This window comes from Streptomyces flavofungini, from assembly GCF_041028215.1.
GTDB classification, from domain to species: Bacteria; Actinomycetota; Actinomycetes; order Streptomycetales; family Streptomycetaceae; genus Streptomyces; species Streptomyces flavofungini_B.
This window is the reverse complement of the sequence record NZ_JASKYR010000158.1, coordinates 1-13,268: the sequence shown is the minus strand read 5'-3', so window position 1 is coordinate 13,268 and position 13,268 is coordinate 1. Positions and strand designations below refer to the sequence as shown.

Annotated in this window: 11 protein-coding genes; 3 read left to right on the top strand and 8 right to left on the bottom strand. The window is 73.7% G+C overall.

Annotation, left to right across the window (positions count from 1 at the left end; translation table 11 throughout):
• Nucleotides 1-15: 15 nt before the first annotated feature.
• Both AB8Z36_RS13685 and AB8Z36_RS13680 read left to right on the top strand, forming a co-directional pair.
• Nucleotides 16-2,484, top strand: a complete 2,469-nt coding sequence (locus tag AB8Z36_RS13685; RefSeq protein WP_369213545.1) for a polysaccharide lyase 8 family protein — start codon at nucleotides 16-18, stop codon at nucleotides 2,482-2,484.
• A gap of 61 nt (nucleotides 2,485-2,545) precedes the next feature.
• The gene (locus tag AB8Z36_RS13680) at nucleotides 2,546-4,432 is read left to right on the top strand and encodes a DUF2264 domain-containing protein (RefSeq protein WP_369213544.1); all 1,887 of its coding nucleotides are present in this window, start codon (nucleotides 2,546-2,548) and stop codon (nucleotides 4,430-4,432) included.
• Nucleotides 4,433-4,456: 24 nt separating this feature from the next.
• Here the strand turns inward: AB8Z36_RS13680 and AB8Z36_RS13675 are convergent, their stop codons facing one another.
• The 8 genes from AB8Z36_RS13675 to AB8Z36_RS13640 all read right to left on the bottom strand — a co-directional run bounded on the left by AB8Z36_RS13675 (nucleotide 4,457) and on the right by AB8Z36_RS13640 (nucleotide 13,034).
• Nucleotides 4,457-5,005, bottom strand: coding sequence for a GAF domain-containing protein (locus AB8Z36_RS13675; RefSeq protein ID WP_369213543.1), 549 nt, complete (start codon nucleotides 5,003-5,005; stop codon nucleotides 4,457-4,459).
• Nucleotides 5,002-5,595, bottom strand: coding sequence for a GTP-binding protein (locus AB8Z36_RS13670; RefSeq protein ID WP_369213542.1), 594 nt, complete (start codon nucleotides 5,593-5,595; stop codon nucleotides 5,002-5,004). The genes AB8Z36_RS13675 and AB8Z36_RS13670 overlap by 4 nt, the downstream gene beginning before the upstream one ends.
• Nucleotides 5,573-5,944, bottom strand: coding sequence for a DUF742 domain-containing protein (locus tag AB8Z36_RS13665; protein ID WP_369213541.1), 372 nt, complete (start codon nucleotides 5,942-5,944; stop codon nucleotides 5,573-5,575). The genes AB8Z36_RS13670 and AB8Z36_RS13665 overlap by 23 nt, the downstream gene beginning before the upstream one ends.
• 2 nt (nucleotides 5,945-5,946) lie before the next feature.
• Nucleotides 5,947-6,381, bottom strand: coding sequence for a roadblock/LC7 domain-containing protein (locus AB8Z36_RS13660; RefSeq protein ID WP_369213540.1), 435 nt, complete (start codon nucleotides 6,379-6,381; stop codon nucleotides 5,947-5,949).
• 119 nt (nucleotides 6,382-6,500) lie between these two features.
• Nucleotides 6,501-8,327: a sensor histidine kinase gene (locus AB8Z36_RS13655; protein ID WP_369213539.1), complete on the bottom strand. Its 1,827-nt coding sequence runs from the start codon at nucleotides 8,325-8,327 to the stop codon at nucleotides 6,501-6,503.
• A gap of 311 nt (nucleotides 8,328-8,638) precedes the next feature.
• A complete protein-coding gene (locus AB8Z36_RS13650) occupies nucleotides 8,639-9,835 on the bottom strand; it encodes an MBL fold metallo-hydrolase (protein ID WP_369213538.1) in 1,197 nt (398 codons plus the stop codon).
• A gap of 158 nt (nucleotides 9,836-9,993) precedes the next feature.
• Nucleotides 9,994-10,800 (bottom strand): SGNH/GDSL hydrolase family protein, encoded by an 807-nt coding sequence (locus AB8Z36_RS13645; RefSeq protein ID WP_369213537.1) that lies wholly within the window; start codon nucleotides 10,798-10,800, stop codon nucleotides 9,994-9,996.
• Between the two features lie 140 nt (nucleotides 10,801-10,940).
• Entirely contained in the window at nucleotides 10,941-13,034 is a 2,094-nt protein-coding gene (locus AB8Z36_RS13640; RefSeq protein WP_369213536.1) for an alpha-galactosidase, read from the bottom strand.
• Between AB8Z36_RS13640 and AB8Z36_RS13635 the strand changes: the two genes are divergently transcribed.
• Nucleotides 13,033-13,268, top strand: a 236-nt coding sequence (locus tag AB8Z36_RS13635) for a tyrosine-protein phosphatase (RefSeq protein ID WP_369213546.1), incomplete at its 3' end; no start/stop codon positions are given. The genes AB8Z36_RS13640 and AB8Z36_RS13635 overlap by 2 nt on opposite strands.

Sequence of the window (13,268 nt, the reverse complement as noted above, 5' to 3'; positions counted from 1 at the left end):
ATCAAGGGAGTTCGCATGCCGACGTCCGACTCSTACGSCGGCGGGCCCCGCCGCCGTACGCTCCTCGCCACCGGTGCGGCCGCCGCCCTCGTGGCGTCGGCCTCGGGCGGCGGCATCGCGCGGGCCACCGGGGATGCCGGGGACGCCGGACCGGCGGCCCGCGCGGCGGCGGCCGACTTCGACGCGCTGCTGGCCCGCGCCGAGGCCCAGCTCACCGGTGGTCCGTTCGACGCCGACGACCCCGATTTCGGCCGGGCGCTGAAGGCGCTCGACGCCCAGGCGTCCGCCTGGTGGCAGCAGTTGGACCGCTCGGCGGGCAGGACCGCCCTGTGGCCCGACCTCTCCCCCGCGTCCGACCCCGGCAACTTCGGCCAGAGCTACACCCGGCTGCGCACCGTCACCACCGCCTGGGCCACCCCGGGGACCTCGCTGAGCGGCGACGCGGAGGCCGCCGACGCCGTGCTCGACGCCCTGCGGTTCCTGCACGCCACCGGCTACCGGCCCGACCGCCCCGAATCCGGCAACTGGTGGTTCTGGGAGATCGGGTCGCCCCGCGCCCTGATGGACACCTGCGTGCTCCTTCGCGAGCACGTGCCCGCCGCCGACCTGGCCGCGTACGTCGCGACGGTGGCGAAGTTCTGCCCCGATCCCGACCGGCGGACCAGCATCCCCTCGCTGGCCGAGACCGGCGCCAACCGTACGGACAAGGCCGTGATCGTGGCCCTGCGCGGGCTGCTCGCGCGGGACGCGGCCACGGTGGCGCTCGCCAGGGACGGCCTGTCCGATGTCCGGGACGGCGGCAGGAACAGCCTCTTCCGGTACGTCACGTCGGGGGACGGCTTCTACGAGGACGGCTCCTTCGTGCAGCACGGCTCCGTCGCCTACACCGGCACCTACGGCAGTGTCCTGCTCGGCGGCGTCGGCCAGCTCATCGCGCTGCTCGCCGACTCTCCGTGGGCGGTCACCGACCCCGACACCTCCGTGCTGTTCGAGGCGGTGGACCGGACGTTCGCCCCCGTGCTCTTCGACGGGCTGATGATGGACGCCGTACGCGGCCGGGCGATATCCCGCGAGAAGGCGCGGGACGTCAACGACGGGGCGGCCACGCTCTCCCACATCCTCCAGCTCGCCTCCGGCGCCCCCGATCCCTACGCCCGGCGCTGGCGGGCGCTGGCCAAGGGCCTGATCCGCCGCAACCGCACCACTCCCTACACCGGCCTGGTCGGCATCCCGGCGCTGGCCCGCGCCAAGGCGGTCCTCGACGACTCGTCCGTACCGGCCGCCGAGCGGCTCACCGGGCACTACGTCTTCGCCGACATGGACCGCGTGGTGCACCGCAGGCCCGGCTGGGCCCTCGCCCTCTCGCTCTCCTCGAAGCGGATCGCCGCGTACGAGGCGGGCAACGGCGAGAACCTGCACGGCTGGTACACCGGCGACGGCATGGCCTATCTCTACGACGGCGAGGACCTCGGGCGGTTCGGCGACGGCTTCTGGGCCACCGTCGACCCCTACCGCCTGCCGGGCACGACCGTGGACACCCGCGAGCGCGCGGACATCGGATCGGGCGCCGGGACCGGCACCTACGTCCCGAGGAACGCCGTCGCGGGCGGCGCGGTCCTGGACGGCCGCTACGGCGCCGCCGCCATGGAACTGATCGCCGACGGCAGCACCCTGCGCGCCCGCAAGGCGTGGTTCTGCCTGGACAACGTGGTCGTCGCGCTCGGCGCCGGAATCAGGGCGAGCGACGGCCGCGCCATCGAGACCGTCGTCGACAACCGCGCCCTGCGCTCCACCGGACCGGCGCGGCGGCTGACGGTGGACGGACGCGGGCAGCCGGACCGCCAGGGCTGGACCGCGCGGTTCGACGCGGCGCGGTGGGCCCACCTCGAAGGCACCGGCGGCTATGTCTTCCCCGCCGCCCCGGGACGCCCGTCGGACCTCGGCCTGCACGCCCTGCGCGAGGAGAGGACCGGGAGCTGGCGCGAGATCAACACGGGTGCCGACACCGGCGGCAGCACGACCCCGGTGACCCGCCGCCATCTGACCCTGTGGCTGGACCACGGCATCTCCCCCGCGGACGCTTCGTACGCCTATGTCCTGCTGCCTGGCGCCAGTGCGGCGGCGACGGCGGTCTGGGCGGGGACGCGGCCCGTGCGGATCGTGGCCAATGACGCGACCGCCCAGGCCGTGGAGGCCCGCCGGTCCGGCCTGCTCGCCGCGCACTTCTGGCGGCCCGGCACCGCCGCGGGCCTCACCGCCTCCGGCCCCTGCACGGTGCTGCTCCGACGCGGCCCGCGCGGCATCTCGGTGGCCGTCGCCGACCCGGGCCGCACCGAAGCCACCGTCAGCGTCGAACTGCCCTTCTCCGTACGGAAAGTGGTGGAGGCCGATGACACGGTGACGGTCACTCCCGGGCGCCGCCCCGTCCTCACCGTGCGCGTCGGCGGCTCCCGGGGGCATACACACACCGCCGGACTGCTGTGACCACGGCGCCCCGCGACCGGCACGGGGCCGCCCGGACCGTCCACCGAGGAGCACCGAAGCCATGCCCGCACCGCATCTGACCCTGCCGTCCACCGACCGGGTCCGCTCCCCGCTCACCGGCTGGACCCGGGCGCACTGGGAGGCCCTCGCCGACCGGCAGCTGGCGGCGCTTGTCCCCTACGCCACGCCGGGCCTCGCCCAGTACCGCCTGCCGGGGCGGGGCAGTTGGTCGGGCGTCGTCTCGGACGGCCTCGAAGGCTACGCACGCTCATTCCTCCTGGCCTCCTTCCGGATCGCGGGTGCGGGCGGCGAGGTGGACCCCCGACTCCTCGAACGCTACGCGCGGGGTCTGACAACGGGCACCGACCGCTCCAGCGGCGAGGCCTGGCCAGAACTCACCGACTGCTCCCAGCAGATGGTCGAGGCCGCGTCGATCGCGATCGGCCTGCACGAGACCCGCCCCTGGCTCTGGGACATGCTCGACGCCCGCGTCCAGGAGCGGGTGGTCGACTGGTTCTCGGGCTTCGTCGGCGGCCGGACCTGGGACAACAACTGGCGGCTCTTCCAGGTGGTGTCCGAGCAGTTCCTCGCCTCGGTCGGCGCCCCGTACCGCCGGGCGGACATCGACGGCGGCCTGGACAGGATCGAGGACTGGTACCGCGGCGAGGGCTGGTACTCCGACGGCGACGGGCGCAACTTCGACTACTACGTCGGCTGGGCGCTGCACCTCTACCCGCTGCTCTGGGCGCGGATGGCGGGCCCCGGGGGCGACGGCGGGCGCGCGAAGGTCTACCGGGAGCGCCTGAGGGAGTTCCTCACCACCTACCCCCACTTCTTCGGCGCCGACGGCGCCCCCGTCCACCAGGGCCGCTCCCTCACCTACCGCTTCGCCGCGACCGCGCCCGTCTGGATGGGCGCCCTCGCGGACTGCACGCCCCTGGTCCCCGGCCTGACCCGGCGGCTCGCATCCGGCACCGCACGGCACTTCGTCGAGCGCGGTGTCCCCGACGAGCGGGGGCTGCTGCCGCTCGGCTGGTACGGCACGTTCCTGCCCGCCACCCAGGCCTACTCGGGACCGGCCTCACCGTACTGGGCGAGCAAGGCCTTCCTCGGCCTGCTGCTCCCCGCCGACCACCCGGTGTGGACCGAGCGCGAACTCCCGCTGCCCGTCGAGGAGGCCGACCAGTACACCGCCCTCCCCGCGCCCGGCTGGCTCCTGCACGGCACCCGCCACGACGGCATCGTGCGCCTGGTCAACCACGGCAGCGACCACAACCCCCTCGAAGGCCCGGCGCAGGACGACCCGCACTACGCCAAGTTCGGCTACTCCACCGCCACCGCCCCCGAGACCGCCCCGCGCGCGTGGGAGCGTGCCGTCGACAACCACCTGGCGCTGCTCGCCCCGGACGGCACGCCCTCGCGCCGCCTGCGTGTCCACCCGCTGGGCTGCGCGGGACGCATCGCCGCCTCCCGGCACGATGCGCGGCTGCCCGGCCGGGACGACGCGGTGCCCGTCGAGACGACGAGCGCCCTGCACGGTCCGTGGGAGATCCGCGCGCACCGCCTGCGGGCACCGCACGGCACGGTGCTCCGCGAGGGCGGCCACGCCGTGGCCGACGAGACCCGGCCGCACGCCGAGCGCGGAGCGGGATGGGCGCTCACCCGGACGGCGGCGGGCCTGACCAGCGCGGTGGTCGCGCTGCACGGCTGGGGCGAGGAGGCGGACGTGGCCCGCGAGGTCGACGCGAACGCCTTCGGCCCCCACTCCGCGACGCCGTTCCTCACCTCCACCGCCGCCGCGGACGGCGACGGCGTCCACGTCACGCTGGTCGCCCTGGCCCGCGACGCGGTCCATCCCCGGGCGCTGCGCGAGTCCGTCACCTGTGCGGTGGACGCGGACGGCACGGTCCGCGTCCGGTTCCCCGACGGCACGGAACTGCTCCTGTGAACAGGCGCCCGCACCGGAGACGGATCAGATGCCGCCGTCCTCTCTCCGGTGGATCTGCCCGACCAGCTCCGCGGCCATCGTCTTGATGGTGGTCAGCCCCTCTCTGCCCCAGCGGCGCGGCTCCACGTCGACGACGCAGACCGTCCCGAGCGCCATCCCCGTACGGTCGACCAGGGGTGCGCCCAGATAGGAGCGGATGCCGATCTCGTCGACCACGGGGTTGCCCGCGAAGCGCGGGAAGTCGCGGACGTCCTCCAGGACGAGGGCCTTGCGGCGCACCACCACATGCGGGCAGTAACCGTGGTCGCGGGCCATGTAGCGGCCCACCGAGCTGCCGGTGCCGCCCGTACCGCCGTCCACGGTGTGCAGCCCGGCGAAGAACTGCCGTTCCTCGTCGATGAAGTTGACCATCGCGTACGGAGCGCCGGTCAGCTCCGCGAGCCGGCCGGCGAAGGCGTCGAGGGCCGGTTCCGGCCGTGTCCCGATGTCCAGCTCCCGCAGTCTGCGCACACGCGCGGGGGCCTCCTTGTCGACGGGGGTGAGCAGGAGACGACCGGTCGGGTCGTGCATCACGTATGGGCTCCGTAACTCGGTGCCGGGGCATGGTTGAGCAGGTGCCTCACGAGGGTGAGGAGTGTCTGGATGCCGGAACTGGAGATCCGCGCGTCGCAGCGCACCACGGGCACCTGGGGGTCGAGGTCGATCGCGGAGCGCACCTCGTCGGGTTCGTAGCGGTGGGCGCCGTCGAATTCGTTGATGGCGACGATGAAGCCCATGCCGCGCTGTTCGAAGAAGTCCACGGCGGCGAAGCAGTCCTCCAGACGGCGGGTGTCGGCGAGCACCACCGCGCCGAGGGCGCCTTCGGAGAGCTCGTCCCACATGAACCAGAACCGTTCCTGTCCGGGGGTGCCGAAGAGGTAGAGCACGTGTTCGGGATCGAGGGTGATCCGTCCGAAGTCCATGGCGACGGTCGTCGTGGTCTTGTTCTCCACGCCGGACAGGTCGTCGGTGCCCTCGCTGACCGTGGTGAGCAGCTCCTCGGTGCTGAGCGGCGCGATCTCGCTCACCGCGCCCGTGAAAGTCGTCTTGCCGACCCCGAATCCCCCTGCGACCAAGATCTTCAGCGCGGTGGGGAAGGGGTCAGAGCTGTCGTCGTAAACCATCGAGCACTGCCTCCAACAGGGAACGGTCAGTGGGGTTGTGGTAGAAGTCCGGGGCCTTCGTGGTGAGGGCCCCGCAGTCGAGGAGATCGCTGAGGATCACTTTGGTGACGACCGCGGGCAGCTTCAGCTGGGCCGCGATCTCGGCGACGGAGGTGGGTGCCTCGCACTGGCCGAGAGCCGCGGAATGCTCTGGTCCGAGGTAGCCGAGGGGGGTCGCCCCGGTGGCCATGACTTGGGAGAGCAGGTCGAGTCGGGTGGTCGGTCGGGTCCGTCCGTCGCTGACTTGGTAGGGGCGGACGAGCCGCCCCGCCGCGTCGTCGAGCCAGGGCCCGTCATGCGGGGCGGCCATGGTCAGCGCCTCATCGGCGCGGGTTCGCCGACCGGCTGCCGCGGCGCGGTGATCAGATAGGGACGCACGCTCTTGACCAGCATCGCCATCTCGTAGCCGAGGACGGCCGCGTCGGCGTCTCTGCCCGCGAGCACGGCGAGACAGGTGCCGGAGCCCGCGGTGGAGACGAACAGGAGCGTGGAGTCCAGTTCCACGACGACCTGCCGGACGTCGCCGCCGTCGCCGAAGCGGACGCCCGCGCTGCGCCCGAGCGAGTAGAGGCCCGAGGCGAGGGCCGCCATGTGGTCGGCGCTGTCGGGGTCGAGGCCGTGCACCGACTTCACGAGACCGTCGGAGGAGAGCAGGACGGCGCTGTGGGTGTGCGGCACACGCTGCACGAGGCCACTCATCAGCCAGTCGAGATCGGATACATGACCGGTCGGCGCATCGCTCGCCATGGTGGATCGACTCCTTGGTGTACGAACGTACGAAGGTCTGCCGGGGCAGAGGTGGTGGGGGGTGATCGGCGTACTCCGCTCGGCCGGTGTGTTCGGCCCGATCGGGCGTGGGGTGCTGGTCAGCCGCCTTGTCCGCTCCCGTCGTGCGGGACGTTGGCCTCGAACTCCCGCGGGGTGGGGTCTCGCGCGTCCTGCGCCTGGGCGAGGCCGATGCCGCGCTGGAACGCGGCCATGAGGCCGGGGTCGTGGCCGACGGCGTCGCTCTCGGGCCGCGGTACCGGGGAGTTCCTGAGCTGCGGCGCGAGATGCTCCTGCGCCCGCCGCTTGGGCAGCTGGGGTCTGCCGACGCGCCCGCGCACGGCGCCGTTCAGCGGGGTCGGGGGCATGCCCAGGTGCTGGGCCGCCGTCTGCCGGTCCTCGGGCCGGATGCCGGGGACGGCCTCGGCGGGTGTGGGCCGCTCCTGGCGGGCACCGCGCACGGGCAGGGGCGCCGGCCCCTCGGAGGTCCTGGTACGGGTGGCGGCGCCGGGCGCGGAAGCCTCCGCCGCGGACCGGCTCCGGGGCTGGGCCCGGGGATGCGTCTGGGTCTGGGCCTGCGCCGTCTGGGCCTCAGCCGTCTGAGTCTGCGCCGTCTGCGTCTGCGCTTGAAGCGCTACGGGCGCGGCTTCCGCCGGGGGCCGCGCCGCTACGCCGGACACGCTTCCCGCGGCGGGGCGCGCCTTGGCGGGCTCCGCCTCCTGCTCATCGCCGAGGACTTCCTGCGGCACGATCAGCACGGCCTGGACGCCGCCGTAGATGTTGGTCTGGAGCCGGACGGCCACGCCGTGCCTGCGGGCGAGCGCCGAGACCACGTAGAGCCCGATCCTGCCGTCCTGGAGGAGGCTCGCGACGTTGACCTGGTCGGGGTCGGCGAGCAGGCGGTTCATCTTGTTCTGCTCGGTCAGGGGCATGCCGAGTCCCCGGTCCTCGACCTCCACGGCGAGCCCGGCCGTCACGAGGTTGGCGCGCAGCAGGACCTGGGTGTGCGGGGCGGAGAACACCGTGGCGTTCTCGATGAGTTCGGCGAGCAGGTGGATGATGTCGGCGACCGCGTGCCCGCGCAGGGTGCCGTCGATGGGCGGCACCAGTTTGACCCGGGAGTACTGCTCGACCTCGGCGATGGCCGAGCGCATCACCTCGGTGGTGGAGACGGGGTGGCTCCACTGGCGGCGCGAGACGGCGCCGCCCAGTACGGCGAGGTTCTCGGCGTGCCTGCGGATACGGGTGGCGAGGTGGTCGACGTGGAAGAGGCCCTTGAGCATCTCGGGGTCCTCGACCTCGTGCTCCAGTTCGTCGAGGAGCGAGATCTCGCGGTGCACGAGCGACTGGAGACGCCGGGCGAGGTTCACGAAGACCTCGACCTTCTGTTCGCTGCCCGCCTGGCTGGAGAGCTGCGAGGCCTGCACGACGGCGCCGACCGCGATGTCCTGCGCGCGGCCGAGCTCGTCGGCGAGCAGGTCGAACTCGTCGCCGCCGGGACGGGTCCGCGCCGGTGTGCCGCGCGCGGGCAGCGCCTCGCCCCTGCGCAGCTTCTCGACGACTCCGCGCAGTTCGCTCTGGCCCTGCGCGGTGACGCGGCGCAGGGTGCCGACCCGGTCCCGGACGGCCCTGGCGGCGCGGTCGGCGGCCACGGCGGCGACCACGATGCCGGTGAGGCCGACGAGCGCCGCCGCCGCGAGGACGGCGAGCAGGGCGGGGCCGGGGGTGATTCCGGCGGAGCGCAGCGTGAACAGCACGGCCGCACAGGCACTGAGGCCCACGGCCACGGCGGGCAGCACCGCGATCCGCAGGAGCTGGGGCCGTATGTGGGCCTCGGGGAGTGCGGTGGCGTTGCGGCTGCCGGGCTTGCCGTGCCGGCCGCCCTCACGGCGGTCTGCGCGGGCGGCCGGTGCGCGTAGGTGCGACATCTGCGTCCTCGGTACGTTGCGACGGGGGTTCGGCGGGGCGGCCCGACTCCTCATGTGCGGCATGTTCGCGGCAGCGCCGTGCCGGCCGGCAGGTCCGTTGAGGCCATCACCGCCTCATGATCCCTGCGTCGCCCGACGGCCACACACGGTAGTCGGCAACGGAGCAGACGCGGTGGGCAGTTGACAAAGTCTGCGGACTGCGTCCCGCTCTGGTATGACCCCTCGTACAGGGGTACGAAAAAGCGCCGCCCGCTCCGGAAGGAGCGGACGACGCTTCAAGAACAGCCGTCGGGGCCTCGCCCCGTTCCGTCTCAGGCGACCGGTGCCGCCTCGGTGTCCCCGCTGTCCGCCGTCGTGGCGCGCGGCCCGGCCGCCGTGGGCACCTCGGTCCAGCCGCCCGGCGGTACGGCCGCGACGCCGCGCCACCAGGGCGCGTCCGGTACGGTGCCGCCGGGCTCGAAGGGCTGGCCCGGGCAGGGCAGGGCGATCGCGGTGCCCGCGCGACGGGCCGCCGCGAGCGTGCCCTCGCCCGGCTCCGACCAGGCGTGCGGCGCGAGGTTGAAGGTCCCCCAGTGGATCGGCAGCAGCACGCCGTGCGGCCGTCCGCCCTGGAGATCGAGGTGGGCCCGTACGCCCTCCTCGGGCGTCATGTGGATGTCGGGCCAGAAGTCCGAGTAGGCGCCGATCTGGATCATCGTGACGTCGAAGGGGCCGTGCGCGGTGCCGATGTCGCGGAAGCCGGAGAAGTAGCCGGTGTCGCCGCTGTGGAACACGCGGTGCTCGGGACCCTCGACCACCCAGGACGCCCAGAGCGTGTGCTGCTGGTTGCGCAGGCCCCGGCCGCAGAAGTGCCGGGCGGGCGTGGCCGTCAGGGTCAGACCGGCCACCTCCGCCGACTCGTGCCAGTCCAGTTCGCGCAGGCGGTCCGCGGGGACGCCCCAGCGCTCCAGGTGGGCGCCGACGCCGAGCGGTACCGCGAAGACCGTGCCGGTGCCGACCAGGGCCTTGATCGTGGGCAGGTCGAGGTGGTCGTAGTGGTCGTGCGAGATGGCGACCGCGTCGACCGGGCCGAGCGCCTCCAGGGGCACCGGCACGGGGTGCAGCCGCTTGGGCCCGGCGAAGGAGAAGGGGGAGCACCGCTCGCCCCAGACGGCGTCGAAGAGGACGCGCCGCCCGTCGATCTCGGCGAGCACGCTCGAATGCCCCATCCAGGTGATCCGCAGACCGTCGGCGGGCGGCTTCGCGATGTCGGCGAGGGTGGTGGAGTGCACCGGGACGGTGCCCGCGGGGGCGCGGCGGCCCCGCTCCTCCTTGTTGAAGTAGATCTTCGCGAATTCCAGGGTGGAGCCGGACGGCCTCGTCCTGGCCCCCACGGGGTTCTGGAAGGACCCCTCGGCCACGGAGAAGTTCGGCGACCGGCGGATCCGCGCCAGCCGCGCGCCGGCCGGGTCCGCACCGAAGGCGAGGGACCGCAGCGAGCGGAGCCCGGGAATCAGGGACCGGGACAAGGGACCTCCTGAAGGGGATGGATGGGCCTTCCCATTATGTCCACCGGCCGCGCCGCCACATCGCCCGAGTCCCCCTTGCCCGGGCGCCCGTGCGGCTCTTCGCCGGGTGCTCGTGCGGCTCCTCCCCGGGCGCCCGTGCGGCGACGCGGTCCCGTGGGCTACAGAGGCAGCAGGTCGGGGCGCTTGGCGGCCACGTGGTCGCCCGAGCTCTCGCCGCGGATGCGGCGGCCGATCCACGGCACCAGGTACTCCCGCGCCCAGTGGATGTCGTCGCGGCGCAGGTCCAGCGTGCCGCGGGGCGGCAGCGGCGGCCACACCTGGTCCGGGTCGGCGGGCACCTCCAGGCCGAGCACCTGGCCCGCGCGCAGGGCCACGCGCGTGTGCCCCTCCGCCGAGAGGTGCAGCCGGTCGCCGTCCCAGGCGCGCCGGTCCTGCACGGTCTTGAGGGACCACAGGTCGAGCACCGGGCAGCCGTAGCGGTCGGCGATCGCGCGGACGTGCATGTTGTACGTGGCGATCTTGCCGCGCAGATGCTTGAGGACCGCGACGCCGCGGGTGTCGAAGCCGGTGGTCACCATGACCGTGCCGACGGCCGACGTGAGGTCGGCGACGGCCCGCTCGAAGCGCTCGGCGACCTCGTCGGGGTCGGTGCCGGGGCGGATGATGTCGTTGCCGCCCGCACAGAAGGTCACCAGGTCGGGCGAGAGCTCCTTGGCGCGGGGCACCTGGTCCTCGACGATCTGGTCCAGGAGCTTGCCGCGGACGGCGAGGTTGGCGTACCGGAAGGTGTGCTCGGGCACCCGGTCGTCGAGCAGGACCGCGAGGCGGTCGGCCCAGCCGACGAACGTGCCGTCGGGGCCGGGGTCACCCACGCCCTCGGTGAAGCTGTCGCCGACGGCCGCGTAGGAGGTGAAGACGTTGTGGTGGATGGGGTGGTTGATGAAGGTTGTCGACTCTGCGCTCACGGAGTCACATACTTCACCTTGCTAAGTGACCTACGCCACCGTAGGGAGGGGTTGACTGACCGTGAGATAAGCCACCGGTCAAGATTCACCCAAACCCGGAATAAGCGGGAGGCGCGCGCCGTCCTGTACCGGCGGCCCGCTCACACCCGCCGCAGCCGGAACACGGCCGCGTCCAGATCGCACCGCAGGCCGGTCCGCAGCCCCCGGTGCAGCAGCACCGCGCCCCGGTGGGTCTCCCCCGTGTCGAGGCAGAGGTAGGAGGCCGCCGGATCGAGCGCGCGCAGCCGTACCGGCGCCGGTTCCTCCCCGTACCGCTGGGCCTGGAGCCAGGCGAGGACCACGGAGTCGTCGCCGCGCACGTACTGCACGGCGCTGAGTCCGCCCTCCGGAGGGCGCAGCCGGTAGAGGTCGCCGAGCTGCACGGTCGGCCGGATCTCCTTGTAGAGGGCCACCCAGTCGCGTGCCTCGGCGCGTTCGCTCTCGCTCCACCGGGTGAGGTCGCCGCCGATGCCGAGCACCCCCGCCATCGCGCTCACGAACCGGAAGCGCGGCGAGCTGACCCGCCCGTTCAGCTGGGCGTTGGGGCTGTCGGTGACCCAGGCGGCCATCACGCGCGCCGGGTGCAGCTGGCTGAAGCCGTGCTGGATGGCGAGGCGGTCCAGGGGGTCGGTGTTGTCGGAGGTCCACACCTGGTCGGTACGGGAGAGGATGCCCAGGTCGACGCGGCCGCCGCCGCCCGAGCAGGACTCGAAGGCGACGGCGGGGTGCGCGGCGCGCAGCCGGTCGATGAGGTCGTACAGGGCGCCCACGTGGGCCCAGGACGGCTCGCCCGCGCCGGGCCCCGCGGGCCGGCCCGCGTCGGTGAAGGAGCGGTTGAAGTCCCACTTCACGTAGTCGATGGGGGCGCTGTCGAGGAGGCGGTGCAGCTGCCGGTACAGGTGGGCGCGGACGTCCTCGCGGGCGAGGTCGAGGACGAGCTGGTTGCGGAACTCCGTGCGGGCGCGCCCCGGTTGGTGCTGGACCCAGTCGGGGTGGGCGCGGTAGAGGTCGCTGTCGGGGTTGACCATCTCCGGCTCCACCCAGATGCCGAAGCGCATGCCGAGGCGGTGCACCTCCTCGGCGAGCGGCGCGAGCCCGTGGGGGAAGCGGTCGGGGTTCGGCGTCCAGTCGCCGAGTCCGGTCCGGTCGTCGACCCGGCCGCCGAACCAGGCGTCGTCGACGACGAACAGCTCGACGCCGAGGTCCGCCGCCCGGTGCGCCAGGGTGCGCTGCTGTTCCTCCGCGATGTCAAAGCGGGTGGCCTCCCAGGAGTTGTAGAGCACCGGCCGTACCGTCTCCGCGCCGGGGATGACGTGGTCGCGCTGGTAGGCGTGCCAGGCGCGGCTCGCGCCGCCGAAGCCGCCGCCGCTGTACAGCCCGGCGAAGACGGGGGTGACGAGGGCGGTACGGGGCTGGAGGACGGTGACGCCGGAGTCGTCGTGGCCCACGCCGCCGGTGATCTGCACGGCCCCGTCGGGCAGCCGGTGCACGGCGATGCGCCAGGACCCCGACCAGGCGAGCGCGCAGCTGTACACCTCGCCGTGCTCCTCGCCCGCCCCCTCCTCGGCGTCGAGCGCGACCCAGGGCAGGTGCTGGTGCCCGGTGTGCCCGCGCCCGCTGCCGATGACCTGCTCGCCGTAGCCGAGGGCGGAGCGCGCGAGCCGGGACTCCGCGCCCCAGCGGCCGTGGACCTGCGTCAGGCGCCAGCCGTCGCGGACCGGGAGGGTCCAGGTCGCGGAGTCCATCCGCAGGACGTCGAGCGCGGGGGCACGGACGCCGCCCTCGTGGACCAGGACGGCGGACCGCTCGACGACGTCACCGCGCAGCCGGTAGGTGAGGCTGATGCCGAGCTGGTGCAGGGGGTCGCGGAAGTGAACCTGGAGTTCGTCCTCGCCCACCGCCGCTCCGGTGTACCGCCACTCGGTCCCGTGCACCGTGCTGTCGCGGACGGCCAGCGCGGGCCGCACGAAGCGGGGGCCGCCCGCCACGGGGTACTCCTCGCGCCCGTCCAGCGGCGACTCGAAGCCGCGCGCCGGGGGCGGTGGCCCGGCGGCGAGCGCCTCGGCGTCGCGGAGGGTGACGCGCGGGCCCCAGTAGAGGTGGAGCAGCTCGTCGCGGCCGGTGAGCCGCAGCGCGTAACTGCTGGTGGGCCCGGAGAGCAGCCAGGTACGCCCGTCCTCGCCGACCTCGACCATCACACCCCCCACGACACCGCGCACGAAGACCTGCCGCGCACCGCGAGGAGTACCCCGCGACGTGGGCGGGCTGCCGACGGWRSWCGGGCGCCGGGTGCGGCCGGGACGGCTCTTCCGCAGCGGCCACCTCGCGCACGCCACCGAGGCGGACACCGTCTTCCTCTCCTCGCTCGGCCTGCATACGGTCTTCGACTTCCGCAACGCTGCCGACCAGCGCCTCGAAGGGCCGGACGT